The sequence below is a fragment of the Bacillus cereus group sp. MYBK15-3 genome (assembly GCF_051916765.1).
Taxonomy (GTDB): domain Bacteria; phylum Bacillota; class Bacilli; order Bacillales; family Bacillaceae_G; genus Bacillus_A; species Bacillus_A cereus.
The window spans coordinates 655,960-672,767 of record NZ_JBQAHG010000001.1; the positions used below are offsets into that span (position 1 = coordinate 655,960).

Genomic DNA, 16,808 nt, shown 5'->3' on the forward strand with positions numbered 1-16,808 from the left:
CATTATGCTCAAAAAAACTCTGCTATATAGCAGAGTTTACGAGCTAATTTGCTCTTGTAACGAAATTTGTTTTTCATCTTCTAAAATAACAATCGATTCTACTATCTTTGTAACTTCTAATCTTTTTATATAATGTCCATCTAATTCTTTCACACAAAACTTATAATTTTCAATTTCAATGGAATCCTCTTCAGCAATCTCTATATTCTTCGTTAAAATCCAACCACCGATTGTATCAACACCATCATCATCAATCCCTAAACCAAATAACATATTCACTTCACTAACAAGTACTTTTCCCTCTAGTATCGTCTTCGTTTCACTAACCTTTTGAATTTCTGGCTGCTCATCCGTATCAAACTCATCCTGAATATCTCCAACAATTTCTTCCAGAATATCTTCAACAGTAACAAGTCCAGATGTTCCACCATATTCATCTATCAATATAGCAATATGTGTTCTTTCTTTTTGCATTTTTAAAAACAAATCATGAATTGGAATAGAATCGATAACTAAAATAATTGGTCTCATATATTGCTCTACTGTCTTCTTATTAACAGCTTTATGTTGTACAAATTCAGTAAAAATATCTTTAAAATTCACAAAACCTATTACGTGGTCTTTGTCGCCATCAACAACTGGATACCTTGTATATTTTTCACGAGACATTTTTTGCAGAGCTTCTTCAGCAGACATCTCTTTACTTATAATATTCATTTCAGTTCGAGGTACCATTATTTCTTTTGCAATCCGATCATCAAATTCAAAAATTTTATTCACATATTTATATTCAGATTGATTAATCTCACCATTTCTATAACTTTCTGAAACTAACAACCGTAATTCTTCTTCTGAATGAACCTCATCATGTCCCTTCGGCGGTTTCAGCCCTAGCAGCTTCGTAATGATTCGAGCTGAACCATTTAATAGCCAAATGAATGGGAATGCAATACGATAAAAGAAAATTAACGGCTTAGAAACAAGTAAACTCACTTGTTCAGATTTTTGAATTGCAAATGTTTTTGGGGCCAATTCACCTATTACAACATGCAAAAAAGTAATTAACAAAAACACTAAAATCACAGCAAAAATGTCTGCTAGTTGAGTAGAGATATTCCAATTTGCAAAAAGCGTATCAAACATTTGCTTTAACGCAGGTTTACCAAACCACCCAATTCCTAAAGCTGTAACAGTAATTCCCAGCTGACAAGCAGATAAATATTCGTCTAAGTTTGTAATGACTGTTTTGACCGATGTTGCACGATTATTTCCTTCTGCAATTAAATAGTCAATTCGTGAACTTCTCACTTTAACAATTGCAAATTCTGCTGCAACGAAAAATGCCGTTAAAGCAATTAAAACAATCACTATACTTATACTATATATGTCCAAATACTTTTCCTTACTTACTTTGTAAGCAAGGAAGCCACCTCCTACTTAATTTTATTCAAGTGAAGTAAGCATTCTAATACTCTAACAAAATTCTACATTAGCAACCACCTTTTTATATATTATATGCATACATAAAAAAGATATTTATCATTATGATAATCTAATTCATTTACACTCGTCAAATTATTCTAAATGTTACGATAAAACATTTTTATTTAAACGAACTATTCTTCTCAACTCAATTTCGTGAAAAAACACTTTCTTTGCCGATTCCACACTTCTTTTGTCGCACTAGAAGGGAACTTACTTCATAGCTCGAAATCATTCAACAGGATATATATAGGAGGGATTATTTTGGAATATAAAACACCATTTATCGCAAAGAAATTAGGTGTTAGCCCAAAGGCTGTTGTCCGGATCGCACAACAATTAAATCTTACGATAGAGAAAAACAAATATGGCCACTTTATTTTCACACAAGAGGATGTCGATCAAATGTTAGAACACCATCGATTTCAAATAGAGCAATCTCAAAATTCTCAATCTACTCAAAAGGCTTCCTCAAATGAAGTTGAGGAATTAAAAACTCAAGTTAATACAATTGTTCAAAACATATTACCCAATGATTTTGAGCAATTAGCTGATCAATTAAACACTATTACGAGAAGACTTGATCGAATGGAAGAACAAATGCAAGATAAGGCAAATGATGTCGTCACGTACCAACTTTTACAACACCGTCGTGAAATGGAGGAAATGTTAGAGCGAATTCAAAAATTAGAAGCTGCCCTAACGAAAGAAGAACCCATTTATATTACTCCTGATTCAAAACCAACATATGAACGAGAAAAGAAACCGAAGCGCCGCAAAATGATTTTTAGTATATTTGGATTATAATTTTTAGACCCTTATTAAAATAATAAGGGTCTTTTTTAATGAAGAGTTATATCCTATACAAATATTATTCTCTTTATTATACATATTCACTTCGCTTTATTTCGTTAACATAATATTTTTACTGTATTCTGCAATTAATGCCTGTGCATGAGCATTCCCTTGAATCACATCACGAAATTCTTTTAAAGAATACAAATGCGTAACCCCTTTTCGAGCATGAATTCTTACTGGTACACCTTGTAAAGTATCATGAAACTGAAATGGATTATCTATTGGCTCAATTGGAAAACCAAGTGTAAGTAAATACATATACATTCTTTTTGTTACTGCTGCAATGTACCATTCAGCTTTTGTTTCTAACGCATGTATAAATAAAATAGCTGTTAGCCTTTTGAAATGTCCTCTCCCACGAGACGTTTTCGAAATACTTAACTTGCCTATTTCATATACATTCTTCAAATCTTTTACTAAATCATTTTTAGAAAACGGATAGAAAAACTCAGAATTTGATTGTTCAGGTACCGTATACTTAATACATTCCACTGTACCAATAGGATGTTCATCTTCTATTAATAAAAATCGTGATGGATTTAAATTACGTTCTACGAACATTAAGTTTCTTTCCTCACAAAAATCTCCCCATAGTTGCTCGAACCCAAAATGTTCTTCCTTTGTTTGAACACGCTGGAACATATTTAACCGCCTTTCCCATCGCCGCTCTGTTTTTGATAACGCTTTCACTATCTATCATATAAGAACAAATCTTCGTATGCAACTAAAAATATTTATGACTTATTATATTCTGCAAAACGAATTAGATTCCAATTTAATCGACTTTTATCCCGCGCTCAAATTCCTTTTAATAACACATTTGTAGCACTTTTCAAATCTAAATTACATTATGTTTCTTTCCATACAGCATATAATTCTTCTTAATCTAAAGAAATCCTTTATGAAAAAGGATTTCTTTTACTTCTTAATGCTTTTTAACCATTTTTCAAAAATTTGTACCATCCCATGTTTTCCAGCTAATTTCTCTTCCCCTTGTTTCGTCTTATATGGATATAACTGCAAGAAAACACCGCATCCAGACTCAATTTTTTTACTATGCATATGGCTTCCTGGATATACACAAATGACTTCATAAATTGACCTTCGATAATAGACTCGCTTTCCATCCTGTTCTTCTACATACTTTATAGACCAGTACTTATACATTTGCTCAGTTGCTTTCGTATTTCCGACGTGCTGAAAAATATTGTACATTGGACTATACTTCACTTCAATAATAATAGAAGATTTATATACGTATTTCCCATCTTCTTTTACATAACAGTCTAAGCGAATATCTGGCTTCTTCGTATCCTCACCATTGTAAAAATTACTACCTTTACTTAATGCAATAAGAGGATGTGTTTCAATTAAGTCATTAAATGCAACATGCACCTTTATATCATCTCGTTCTAAAACTACTGTCGTTCCATCTTGTAATCCATCTACATAAAAATGTTCTTGTATTTGTTCACGGATAGGGTTTCTAGCTTCAAAACCAATTTGCTCTAAAATTGAAATAACGATAAAAAAAGCGTAATATTCATACACTAAAAATGTTGGCTTATAAACAAATAATAACGATGGAGATTGATCCGTATATTGCGGGAGTACTTCTAAATGATGTAGTAATTGTTGATGTGGTATCGGTAAATCATGTAAGTTCATGTTACTTGTTTCAGTAACTTCCCTCCAAAACGAAGAATGCATTAACATTTGAAAGTATTGTACATTTTCACGCACAATATGCGCCAATATTTTATATTCTTGTATTTTCATTGAGCTCTTTCGTAAATCAGCTTCTTTTAGTAAATGTATATTTTTATATTTTTGCTTCTCTCTATCAGTTACCGATCCATTACGCTCAATTGTTTGTATAATCGTTTTTACGGCTTGAAACTCTTCTGATTTTTTCTTTTTTTCTCTTTCTAAGATTTCAATTGTTTGACGTAAAAAACTTTTTGCTTCAATTAAATAATGATAAAATTGCATCGCTTTATATTTAAGAAATGCATTTTCCTTACTATTTTTTTGTTCCATAAACTTACGATTATAATGTTTGGCATAAGGTTTTCGTTCTGCCACTATAGTTCCTTTTCTTGTTGGCCTTCGCTCTTTTCCTTCCCATTTATATTCATTTATAAATTTTGAGCTTGATTCTATTTTCTTAAAGATTTGCTTTATCATTTTCATTTTTTGGGGTAACTTTCTAAGTAACACTAAATAAGAAGAATCCTCAATATCGCTAAGTGCAGAGAAGGTCTTTTTATAGTAACCTCTATCCAAAATCAACTCATTTAAAATTGACTTCACATAGTCTTGAATCATTTCAAATTGATCATCAAAAAAGTTTTTCGGTACGATTTGAAATGCGCCATAATACGTTGTATCTTCTATACGCACTTCAAAATGGTATAAACCACAGCGCCATGGATAAAAGAATTCTGTTTTCCCATGTTCATATATTAATACTCTTTGTTTTTTTTCATTTATTTCATATTGAGCCTCTTTTATATTTTTCTGTCCCTCATATACTTTATTCCATATAAAAGTAATATTCATTGGAATTTCATAATTGTACTGCAATCTTATTGGTTTTAATTCTTGTACTTTATAAATACATTGAACTAATGCTGTAGTAGATGTACAAAGACGATTTAATAAAATATAATCTCCTTTCCCCTCATTTCCAATGATTAACTTTAATACAAAAGGGAGCGTTTCATTCGTATCAACGATTTTTGTTTCGTAACGCCCTTCATTTTGCATATCCATACAGCTCCAGTTCTCTACGTTTTTCTCGTATATATGCTAAAGAGTGTTCAAATGTAGATACTCTGTTTGCAAGTGCAGATTGCAAAAGAGGTACTAAGGTCGCCCCCCTTTTTGCTTCTTCAGAAAGTAAAGGCCCAACCATCATTTCGGTCCCTCTGATTTTCGTCAATACACGCTGCTTTATTTGTAAATCAAACCCCTCTTCTCTACTGATCATATAGGTATGATTATTTTGGAAAGGTATGTTTTGCAAATAAGTCGCAATTGCATTTGCACATCGGAAAGAAATTCCCTTAGACGCGTCATGTGATGACAATACGACATGCAACTTATCTAATAGCTCTAATTCTTCTTCAGAAAACACTTCAATCATCGCTTTATTTCTCATCCAATTTATCCGAAATTCTCCCGCTGTTACTTTCAAAGGTGGATGTAATACGACTTTCCCCTGTTCCATGTCCATCTCACAAAACGGAATTTTCTGTAACGTTATTAGGTTCGTTCGATCTAATAATCGATCAGAGAGCTCTTTTGTTGTTTCATCAAAATTCACAGTACCTACAAATATAATATTTTCTCCAATTTCAATTGTTGATGGAATTGAATTCTCTATGTCCTGTACACCCTCATACAAGTTTAAAATACGATTTTTTGTTTCAAGTTCAAGAACAGATAGAAACGGAGTAAACCAATGCTCAATATGAGACATGTTCATTTCATCAAAAACGATTATATACAGTTGATTTGGATTTTCTTTCGCCTTCATTAACGTCCTAACTAACTTCGTTTCACTTTCAATAAAAGTACCATTTGGATGAAGGTAACCAAGTAAATCATGTGGTTCTTGATACGATGGCGAAATCGGAATCCAAACCAACTCTTCCCCATACTGTAACCCTAATGCTTCTGCATAAGTTTGCACAAACCGTGATTTCCCAACGCCCGGTATACCACCAAGAATCGTTAACATATTTGTTTTTACACTTATATGGAAATTATAAATATCCGTTTCATCCAAATATAACCCTTTATTATGCACCATACTTTGTACATACTGTAAAAAAGACGATTCACGCTCATCCCATTCCCATTCATCTTTTTGTACTTTTATATCCTCTACTTCAACTAGCTTACCTTCTTCATGCATTCGTTTTTTTAATTGCTCATACACATAATCACTTACAAAATATAATTGATCTTCTACCGCTATTTCTACATACTTCGTCCAGTCACTGCAGTTTATATATTTACATTCACGTTTCTGTTCAAAATAGGCAATTGAGCTAATTGATGACTTTAGGGATATGTTTCCGTAAAGTCTTCCATCGTGCCACAATAATTCGGGAGGCTCAAAGTCTTTCGGAAATTTTGGCATAAGAAATGATAAATAACCGTTGCTAAGTTTTCGTTCTAAAGATTCTCTTTTTTTATTATTTGTAACTTTAGGTGCCGGAATCATTTTATAGCTGCTTGCTATTTCTTTCGGTTCTTCTGTACATATTAACTCCACGTATACATTTCCTCTTTCATAATAAAGACGAAACATTACTAGTTGCTTTTCTACTTTCCTCTTCTTTAATTCCGAAAAGATTTTTTCATTCTTTTTATTGCTACATAACCCTTCAAATACATATGGTTCATTTGTAAATTGTTCCTGTAAAGTGAATGGTATTGGCGATAAGCATTGTACAAAGAAATTCTCTCCACTCTTCTCTTTCTCAGCTTTTGTAAATTTCCCTAAAAATCTCATATAGTACATTCGTTTTATAAAACTTGGCTGAAGAGCTTTATGTAATTTCACCTTAGTCACCTTCTTTTTTCATACTATTCTTAGTGTATGAAAGAAACGAAAAACTAGAAATAAAAAACCTGACGTTATCCGCCAGGTTCAAAATAAAAACTTATATTAATGAGAAGGAAATGCTTTTTTCTCTTGTAAAATTGCATTATGAGCAATTTTCATTTTCGCAAGTACGTAACGTAATCGATCTTCAGCGTTTTCATCTTTACTTATTTGTAATTCCGCCAAATTTTCAACAGAACTTGCTAAATTTTCAATGACTCCTCTCAGTTCAGGATGATGATTAAAAAAAGATTCTTGCACTAATACTTTCCTTAACTCACTAGCTAAATCAATTATTCTAGACAACTGTTCTTTTTTTTCCATTCTCATCCCTCCTGAATATCTTATGTAGTAAATATTCTCTAAACAAAGAAAAAAGCCCTTTAAATGAAAAGGACTTTTTACATTTTTATATTTCCAGTTAATAACATATATATGGATGTGATAGCCGCAACAATAATTGCCCACATCACATATTTCTCTGCACCTACAAAGCAACGGTTCCCTTGTTCTTTTCTTGCAAACGTGTAAACAATAATTCCAATTCCATACACAATTGAAACGAGTAGTAAATTCTTTAAACCAGCTGCATAAAGAAGCCATACAGAGTAAATAGAAGCAATTAAAGCCAACGCTCCGTTTTTTAATTTTGCGTCTTTTAGCTCGTTTGTAATGACTAATTTAAATTGGAATAACGCTGATAATAAATATGGTAATAAAATTGATGTTGATGCAATGAAATACATAATTTGATATGTTGATTCCGAAAACAAAACGATGATAAATATAATTTGGGCAACACCATTTGAAATCCATAATGCCATGTGCGGTGTTTGCTTTTTATTTGTTTTCGTAAAGACTTTCGGAAATACGCCATCTTTTCCTGCTACATGAGAAATTTCAGAAACAAGTAAAAACCAGCCAATTAATGTACCGACAAGTGAAGCAACTAATCCGATGTTAATCGCAACTGCACCCCATGGGCCAACAACGTGCTCTAATACATGTCCCATTGACGGAGTTTCTAACACAGAAAGTTCGCCTCTTGTCATAGCTCCCATTGACAGGACAGAAATTAAAATATAAATGGACATTACTAAAATAAGTCCCAATACTGTTGCCTTACCAACATCTCGACTATTCTTCGCTCTTCCAGATAATACAACCGCTCCTTCAACTCCAATGAAAACCCAAAGTGTTACAAGCATTGTATTTTTCACTTGACCAAGTATAGCGGAAAGTGAGATCGTTCCTTCTCCCCAAAAATCATGTGTAAATGTGTCCCAGCGAAAGGCTGTTACCATTACAACAATAAATAAAACGATTGGAACTAACTTCCCTATTGTTGCGATAACATTCATAATAGAAGCTTCACGGATCCCAAATAAAATTAGAAAATGAAGTGTCCATAATAAAAGTGATGCCCCAACGATAGACGCAACATTATTTCCTCCTTTGAAAATTGGAAAGAAATAACCTAATGTACTAAACAGTAACATAATTGTTGCGACATTACCTAAGATTCCTGCTAGCCAATATCCCCAAGCACTATTAAATCCAATATATTCACCAAAACCAGCACGTGCATAACTATAAATTCCACCTTCAAGTTCCGGTTTTTGTCTTGCTAACGTTTGATATACGAGCGCAAGGGGAATCATTCCCATCGCTGTAATACACCAGCCAATTATTATTGCACCACTGTTTGCTCCTACTGCTAAATCATGCGGTAAACTAAAAACACCGCCACCAACCATTGTTCCAACTACTAATGCGATTAATGGAAAAAATCCTAACTTCTTTTCTATTTGTACCACCCCATCTGTCATTCTAGGTGTTATGTTCGTTCAACTATTAAAGTCACCTTTTTCTCTAATAGACGTTTCTCTTATATTTTTTCAGGAAAACATTACTTATTCTAAAAGAAAATGAGCAAAAATGGAATACTTTTTTGAAAAAATGTATAAGTATGCACAAAAAAACCGCTCATTTTGTAATGAACGGTCATTTCAAACATATAAATTTGTATATTTCTTGTAAATTTAACGAAGTAAATTCTCTTTTTGTAAAAATTGTTTTGCGACTTCTTCACTACTTTTACCATTTACGTTAACTTCATAATTCATTTTTCGCATTTCTTCATCTGTAATCTTTCCAGATAATTTATTTAATACCTTTTCAAGTTCAGGATATTTCTGTAACGTTTCTTTTCTTAATAATGGTGCTCCTTGATAAGGTGGGAATAACCCTTTATCATCTTTTAGCACTTTCAGTCCGTATTGCTCCAATTCACTATCTGTTGAATATGCATCAATTACGTTAACATCTCCAGATTCAATTGCGCTATAACGCAGCTTCGGCTCCATCGTTTTAACATTTGAGAACTTATAGTTATATAATTTTTGCATTCCTTTATAACCATCTTCACGATCAGCAAATTCCAATGTAAATCCTACTTTGGCTTCCTGCGCAACATTCCCTAAATCAGAAATTGTATTTATATTCTTTTGATCTGCTATTTTTTTCGGCATGGCTAGTGCATATGTATTGTTATACTCCATTGGCTTCAACATAATCATATTATATTTCTTTTCCATTCCAACGCGAGCCTGCTCATATACTTCATCACGATTTGTACTCTTTGGTTCTTCTTTCACGAAAGTAGATAAAGCTGTTCCTGAAAATTCTGGGTATATATCTACTTCCCCTGATTTCAACGCTTCAAATACAAATGCTGTTTTCCCAAGACCTGGTTTTAATTGTACGTGTAAATCTGTATCTTGTTCAATAAGCTGCTTATACATTTGAATTAAAATTTCAGGTTCTGATCCAAGTTTGCCCGCAATAACAATATCTTTCTTTTCTGTACTCCAAAGAAGTGGAGAAGCAATCATTATACAAACAATACATATCGTCAATATAACACGCTTAGAAGAGCGTTTCGGTCGTTCAAGTATGCGAAGTACTATATCAAAGAATAAAGCGAGTAACGCGGCTGGTACGGCCCCTAAAATGATAAGTGCATGATCATTTCGATCTATACCTAATAATATAAGCTTACCGAGCCCACCAGCACCAATGAGAGCTGCTAATGTAGCCGTTCCAACAATTAATACCATCGCTGTACGAATACCGGCCATAATAATAGGCAATGCAAGAGGAAGTTCTACCTTCCACAATCTTCTCCAACTATTCATCCCCATAGCTTTCGCGGCTTCTATTAGAGATTCATCTAATTCCCTTATTCCTGTATATGTATTTCGTAAAATAGGTAATAGTGCATACACAACTAATGCGATAATCGCTGGAAGTTTTCCGATTCCTACTAACGGAATTAAGAGTCCAAGCAATGCAAGTGATGGCACTGTCTGCATTACTGCAGAAGTTCCTATTATAAATTCAGCCATTCGTTCTTTTCTTGTTAATAAGATGCCAAGTGGCACTGCTATAATTACTGCAAAAAATAATGAAATAAGCGATATTTGTAAATGCTCACTTAATGCAGTTAGTAATTCTATTTTTCGTTCTTGGAACGTTTGTATAAAATTAGTCACTGTTTAGCCTCTTTCCTTCATTTGTTCAACAATGTAATTGACAATATGACGACTTGTTAACGCTCCAATATATTGACCGTTTTCTTCAACTGGAACGACCTCTTCATCACGCACACGAACTAGTGCTTCTTGTAAGGAAGAATGTAATGATAGCGCCTGCCCTTCTAATTGCACACTTTGATCAAGTGGCAATACATCTGCTACACTTTTCCCCTCATACCAAGTTCGCCCATGATTTCCAATGAACTCCTCTACAAATTCATTTTTCGGATTATGTATAATTCCTTCTGGTGTATCTAGTTGAACAACTTTTCCTTCTTTCATAATACAAATGCGATCTCCAAGTGATAATGCTTCTTGCATATCATGTGTTACGAACACGATTGTTTTTTGAATCTTTTTTTGCAACTGTACAATATCCTTCTGAAGCTGTTCCCTACTTAATGGATCTAACGCACTAAATGGTTCATCCATAAGAACGATTTTCGGGTTTGCGGCTAATGCTCGCACGACACCGACACGTTGTTTTTGTCCTCCTGACAATTCATCAGGCATACGATCTCGATATATATCCGGCTCTAATCCAACCATATGTAACAAGTCATCGACGCGTGCTTTAATTTCTTTTTTGCTCCATTGCCTCATTTCAGGAACAACTGCAATATTTTCAGCGATTGTCATATGAGGAAACAAAGCAATCTGTTGCAACACGTATCCTATATCCCAACGTAATTCGTTTATATTATATTGTTGAATATCTTTTCCATCGATTAAAATCGATCCTTCAGTCGTTTCGATTAAACGATTAATCATCTTCATTGTCGTGGTTTTCCCGCAACCACTCGGACCGATAAGAACAAAAAATTCTCCCTTTTTAATTTCTAAATGCAATGAATCCACTGCTTTCGTGCCATCTTCATACGATTTTGACACATGATTAAATTGAATCACAAATACAACTCCTTTACTGTTGTTTCCTTTATTTTGATGGAATATGGCATTCATTTCAAATGATACGCTTTTAAATTAAAAAAGAGCTCACATTTGAGCTCTAACGGTCGAACAATATTGTTTTCATAATAGCAGCATATTCGCGAACATACATTTTTCTCTTAGAACGAATTGGTGTTTCAGCAGCTAGTGCCTCCATCTTCATGCCTAAACGCTTTGCAATTATTTTCGTTCGATATAAATGATACGTATTACTTACAACTACCGCATGTTTCACATTATATAAATCCATACTAAACTTTAAGTTTTCATACGTATTTGTAGATTGATCTTCTATTAAAATACGACTCTCATCTATACCGTGTACCATTAAATAGTTTCTCATGCTGTGAGCTTCCGGTATATCTTCATCTTCTCCTTGACCACCTGAAACAATTACTTTCGCTTCAGGATGGGAAAATAAATACTCCAACGCTACATCCAAACGATTTTGAAGAGATAAAGACGGTCTATCTCCAAATAACTTTGCACCCAGTATAAGAACGTACGGAGAGTGATAGCTCAACTTTTCACGAGCAACTTTGTTCATTCTAAACGTCATATAAATGATGTATAGTGGCGGTAATAATAAAATGATAAGAAAGATCCATTTGTTCATAAATAAGTTTGCACTCCCTTTCTTTTTATTATACAGAAAAAGAAAGGGCGGCAGAAGTGTTTTTTTTAAACGATTGATTTATTAGAAACATTCGCCGCTACTTTACGTTGTGATAGTACATAATAAATAGCGATTCCTAATGAGAAGATCAATATGCAGCTTAATACGTAAAACGGAAGCATTACTCCGGCTTTAGATACACCCGCTGTAAACAGCATTAATAATACAATTCGTATTCCAGTACCAATTAGGCGAAATAAGCTGTCTACACGTCCCATTACTTCGTTTGGAATTTCCTCCATCATCAATACATTTCTCGCCACTCTTGTACCCGCATTTCCAACTGCTTGAAAAATTGCAAGTCCATATAAGAAAATTACGGAAGGTTCAATAATCATTACGGTAATTGAAATTACATAAATGAACATCGTCATAACGATTGAAACTTCTGTTTTTACATATTTCATTATGAGTGGAATACAGATTCCTGCAACAACCGCTCCGACACCGTACATCATCCCCTCTATTGCGTATACAGAGGCATTGGCTTTAAGTATATCCGAAATATAAACTGGTATTAAATAATTTGCCATCATAACACCTATAAACGGCATATAAGTGGCCAGTAAGAACCAAAAGAGCTTAGGACGTTTTTTCATAAAGTGAATTCCTTCAAACAATTGCTTCTTAAATGTTATTTTTCTTTTCACTTCTTTTTTCTTTACGTACGGTATACATAAGAAAAGAAAAAATGCTCCAGCAAAAGTTAACATGTCTACTAACAAAATCCACTTCAAAGATACAATTTCAATTAAGAAGCTCGCCGCCGCTCCAGAAATAACTTGTGTTAACTGTCCTTGTATTTCCATCGTTCCACTTAAACTTTTATAATGTTCTGCTTGAAATATCTCTTGGTTGAACGCAAATATTGTAGGATAAAATAATAAATAGTAGAATGATCCGGCTATATAAATAAGAATATAGTGAATAGAATGATAAGGTTGCCCAGCAAATCCCCATATAACCATTATTCCGATTACGGCTATTCCGATTCCTTCGTTACATAGCAATAAAGATTTTCTTGAAAAACGATCAATACTTTGCCCAATGAATGGTGTTAATAAAAACATAATGAGGGTTGCAATGATAGAAACATAACCAAATGTTGTCTCTCCTCCACTCTCTTTAATTAACAGCCAAGGAATCGTTATCATAACAATTCCGGAACCAATAGCAGATAGACTATTGGCTCCTAGAATGTAATACAAGCGAGAATCATGATAAAGTGAGGACATATCATTCCACTCCTAGTTGTTTTTTCACCTCTTTATATACGCTCATATATGCTTTCAATTCTTTAACTACATCATGAATTAATGGTTTTGCATCTTCCCCAAGTTCACCATCTTGCACATGTAATCCATCAAGCACAACTTGTTTTGGAATTGCATTTGCATAAACACCTCTAGCGACCGTTCGCATGCTGTTTAATGCATTTATTCCACCTTTACCGCCACCAGCAACCGCTAACAATGCAACTGGTTTATGAATAAATTCACTACTACTTAAGTAATCTAAAGAGTTTTTCAGCGCACCGCTCATCGCATTATGATATTCTGGTGTACATAATACAACCCCATCCGCAGCTTTCACTAACGTTTTTAATTTTTTTACTGCCTCTAAATCACGTTGCGACTCTTCTCCATTGTATAAAGGTAACTCCTCAATTGCTAAATCATATAATTCCCCTTCAAATTGATCCGCAATATATTTTGCCACCACGCGAGTTCTACCAAATTTTCTTGGTGTACCGTTAATAACGACTAGTTTCATGATTATTTCTCCCCTTTGTTTTCAAGTTCTACTTATTATATTATCAGAAATTTCTATACAAAACACAATATAAAGAGTTAACTTGTTTCATAAAATAGTATGATAAACAAAAAAGAACTCATACTTTCGTATGAGTTTCGTACAATTACTTTGATTCATCTCTCATGCTCAATGTACCTAAACTTTCATTTGCTTCAAAATGATTATATGCTTTTTCCGCTAATCTTTTCCGTTCTTCTGGTAATTCTATATATTTCATTACGTTTTCAATTATTTTTTCGTACGGAGTAAATACAATTCCTGGCCACTCTACCTCATCTTCTGGATTACTATTTTCGGAAATAATAAATTTCTTATTCGCAACTGCATAAGACACGCGAGGTGTTTCAAGAATTCCTGATAAGTAAAAATGAATATTTAATATAATTTTAGCTCTAGCAATCAATTCATTTCTAACAATTCCCCACGCATTATTTTTAAAAACTATATTTAAATTCGGGGCAATCGCTTTTAGATGATCAAAAATAGCTTGTCGCCTCGGATTAAGAGCACCTATAAACAGAATATCAATATCTTCAATAATCTCATCTTCAAACGCATCTTTTTTTATTTCCAAAGTTGGAGCATAGTTCATTTCTACATGTTTTATTTCTTTTCCTACCCCTTTTTGTTGAAGCCATTCTATATTTTGTTTACTATAATCCCAAATCACTCTATCTTTTAATAATATTAAATAAAGGGGATGCGCATATGGACTTCCTTCGTATAGCTGTTCTAAATTATAAATAATTGCATCTTTCGGAAGAAGATTCGGGTTATATGCGTATGTATGTGCTCCAAAAACAACTGTATTCTTTGCATTTTCCAGTATTGTTTCTGATATAATTACTGTATTACCCTCCTGCTCCAACCGCCACTTTAAAGCTCGCGCAACATCTATGAAACTACCGTATGTCTTTGGGCATATAAAAAGACAATAATCATATTCTTTATTCAAATAAACTTCCATTAATCTTAAATTATTTTTATATAAATCTACATCTGGATGTTTAAGTACCAACTCATTTGCATGTTTTCTTGCTACTTTATATAATCCAGCATAATAAGCAGCGATGCATCTTCTTAATTCGATTCTTTCCCGGTCCTCATCTAATACATCCATGTTTAAAAGAAGATTTGCGATACAATACGCTTTTAAATGATCACGATCATAATAATAGTCTAGTAGTGGCATCAATTCTTCATACGTATTTCCATGCACCGATTCTCCTAGTTCAATCGCCCATCTCATTAATTCCATGATTACTCCACTACTCCTTTAACCGAAAATGTATTTAATAAAATTTCGCATTATTCTCTACTATATTTGCTATATGAAATGGAATCTTTTCTTTTATCGATTCCAAATACTTTTGCGATACCGCCCCTAAATGTTTTTTATGAGGTATATAGAAAGCACTAATAGAAATTTCATAGTCAAATAAGTAATCATACACATGATAATCTACAAATAGAAGATCATCCTTTGGAAAAGGAATTTCCTTCCCTTGCAGAGCGTACATCAAAGCAATATTGTTTTGAGATCGTAATCGATACAACCTTGCAAGTTGGTATAATGGTTCAGCCCGGGTTGGTCTATATTCCCAAGCTTTTTGAAAATAAAAAACAGCTAATGCTAAATATTGCTCTTCTTGCCCTTTAACAGTTTCTTTTTCATCAGCATCTGTCACTTCATTTTGTTTATTTGCTGAACGATTTGCTAACTGCTCATAACAAAATCCTATTCGCAATAACGAATAGAATACCTCTTCAACCCATCCTCCTGCTTCCACTCGTTTTTTATACCATTTAATTGAATTCTCAAATTGACTTAAATGAAAATAAGTCTGAGCTAAATAAAATAAATATCTTATATGCAAATCTGGCGTTGTTTCTGGGTCGTTTATTCCTTGTAACAACAACCTCTCATCTCTTTCAAATTTATCAGCTTTGCTCCCGCCATCTCCGGGATCATTCACGACAAGAGTCTCTAACCGAGCTACCCTCGTATTGTAATTCGCTCCAACTTTTGAACGATCTATATCCCAATACTCATGAGTAACACCGACAGATTTCCATGGTAAAGAAGCTTTTAAAAGACGCGTAAGCCAATATTTAATATGAACATCATATTGTAATGTAAGATAATGATCTTCCGTTAAGCTCGTTTTATCGAAATTCGGATCAACCTCTAAAATCATATCCGCATCTAATATTAATAAATAATCTGCTTCTGGGTATGTTTTTTGCGCTAACGAAACAGCTAAGCTTCTGTTATAACCAAAGTTTTTAAACGGCTCATGATGAACCGTCCCAGGTATCTCATTTTCCTTACACCAATTTTCAATAATTTCAGGCGTATTATCCGTCGATCCAGTATCACAAATAGAAACAAAGTCTACAATTGATTTTGTTGCATTTAAACATCTTTCCATAATTCTAGACTCATTTTTGACGATCATACAAAGACATAACTTTTTTTCTTCCTTTACAGACTTCACTTGCTCATTTCCCATTTAACCACCTCATATTTTATTAACACGCTCTTCTCATATGTAACAACATTTCTTAGCTATACTGATGACATAAGCACCCTTTTACTATTTATGAAAACTTCATTTTATTTATTCTTACTTTTATGTTGGGACATATTTCATGCAGCGCTTTATATTTGATACAATCAATACAAAAAACATAATGCGGGAATCCGTACATTTCAAAGTCTAAGAGGAGGTTAGTGTCATTTGTGACAAAAAAACGATGATTGATTGGTATTTTTAAATTAGTAGTTTCTTAAACTATAAAAAAGAAACTT

General features: G+C 33.4%; 14 protein-coding genes and 1 pseudogene. 2 read left to right on the plus strand and 13 right to left on the minus strand.

From position 1 onward, the window contains the following. Positions 1-36: 36 nt before the first annotated feature. Positions 37-1,392, minus strand: a complete 1,356-nt coding sequence (locus ACTFR8_RS03320) for a hemolysin family protein (protein WP_044584423.1) — start codon at positions 1,390-1,392, stop codon at positions 37-39. Positions 1,393-1,746: 354 nt separating this feature from the next. Between ACTFR8_RS03320 and racA the strand changes: the two genes are divergently transcribed. Next, positions 1,747-2,289: a chromosome-anchoring protein RacA gene (gene racA, locus ACTFR8_RS03325; RefSeq protein ID WP_000456021.1), complete on the plus strand. Its 543-nt coding sequence runs from the start codon at positions 1,747-1,749 to the stop codon at positions 2,287-2,289. A 96-nt stretch (positions 2,290-2,385) separates the two neighbouring features. Here the strand turns inward: racA and ACTFR8_RS03330 are convergent, their stop codons facing one another. From ACTFR8_RS03330 to ACTFR8_RS03385, 12 genes are all read right to left on the minus strand, one after another. Beyond that, positions 2,386-2,982, minus strand: a complete 597-nt coding sequence (locus ACTFR8_RS03330) for a hypothetical protein (RefSeq protein WP_000487795.1) — start codon at positions 2,980-2,982, stop codon at positions 2,386-2,388. A gap of 276 nt (positions 2,983-3,258) precedes the next feature. Next, on the minus strand, positions 3,259-5,109 hold the full coding sequence (locus ACTFR8_RS03335) for a hypothetical protein (RefSeq protein WP_047386082.1): 1,851 nt from the start codon (positions 5,107-5,109) through the stop codon (positions 3,259-3,261). Further along, positions 5,099-6,916, minus strand: coding sequence for an AAA family ATPase (locus ACTFR8_RS03340; protein WP_158314093.1), 1,818 nt, complete (start codon positions 6,914-6,916; stop codon positions 5,099-5,101). The genes ACTFR8_RS03335 and ACTFR8_RS03340 overlap by 11 nt, the downstream gene beginning before the upstream one ends. Positions 6,917-7,021: 105 nt before the next feature. After that, the gene (locus ACTFR8_RS03345) at positions 7,022-7,282 is read right to left on the minus strand and encodes a hypothetical protein (RefSeq protein ID WP_000412089.1); all 261 of its coding nucleotides are present in this window, start codon (positions 7,280-7,282) and stop codon (positions 7,022-7,024) included. Between the two features lie 77 nt (positions 7,283-7,359). Then, positions 7,360-8,787: a basic amino acid/polyamine antiporter gene (locus tag ACTFR8_RS03350; RefSeq protein WP_000129444.1), complete on the minus strand. Its 1,428-nt coding sequence runs from the start codon at positions 8,785-8,787 to the stop codon at positions 7,360-7,362. A 213-nt stretch (positions 8,788-9,000) separates the two neighbouring features. Continuing rightward, positions 9,001-10,512 (minus strand): ABC transporter permease/substrate-binding protein, encoded by a 1,512-nt coding sequence (locus ACTFR8_RS03355; protein ID WP_000181018.1) that lies wholly within the window; start codon positions 10,510-10,512, stop codon positions 9,001-9,003. A gap of 3 nt (positions 10,513-10,515) precedes the next feature. After that, the gene (locus tag ACTFR8_RS03360) at positions 10,516-11,463 is read right to left on the minus strand and encodes an ABC transporter ATP-binding protein (protein WP_000614082.1); all 948 of its coding nucleotides are present in this window, start codon (positions 11,461-11,463) and stop codon (positions 10,516-10,518) included. A 100-nt stretch (positions 11,464-11,563) separates the two neighbouring features. Next, positions 11,564-12,121, minus strand: a complete 558-nt coding sequence (locus ACTFR8_RS03365) for a YdcF family protein (RefSeq protein ID WP_001045713.1) — start codon at positions 12,119-12,121, stop codon at positions 11,564-11,566. A gap of 65 nt (positions 12,122-12,186) precedes the next feature. Continuing rightward, positions 12,187-13,416: an MFS transporter gene (locus ACTFR8_RS03370; RefSeq protein WP_000097163.1), complete on the minus strand. Its 1,230-nt coding sequence runs from the start codon at positions 13,414-13,416 to the stop codon at positions 12,187-12,189. 1 nt (position 13,417) lies between these two features. Then, on the minus strand, positions 13,418-13,954 hold the full coding sequence (locus ACTFR8_RS03375) for an NADPH-dependent FMN reductase (protein ID WP_000780355.1): 537 nt from the start codon (positions 13,952-13,954) through the stop codon (positions 13,418-13,420). Between the two features lie 145 nt (positions 13,955-14,099). Next, the gene (locus tag ACTFR8_RS03380) at positions 14,100-15,254 is read right to left on the minus strand and encodes a hypothetical protein (RefSeq protein WP_000422324.1); all 1,155 of its coding nucleotides are present in this window, start codon (positions 15,252-15,254) and stop codon (positions 14,100-14,102) included. A 34-nt stretch (positions 15,255-15,288) separates the two neighbouring features. Next, positions 15,289-16,509 (minus strand): glycosyltransferase, encoded by a 1,221-nt coding sequence (locus tag ACTFR8_RS03385; protein WP_000526219.1) that lies wholly within the window; start codon positions 16,507-16,509, stop codon positions 15,289-15,291. Between the two features lie 139 nt (positions 16,510-16,648). Between ACTFR8_RS03385 and ACTFR8_RS03390 the strand changes: the two are divergent. Then, positions 16,649-16,728: pseudogene (locus ACTFR8_RS03390) on the plus strand (DUF2711 domain-containing protein); the annotation flags it as partial. Between the last annotated feature and the right edge of the window lie 80 nt (positions 16,729-16,808).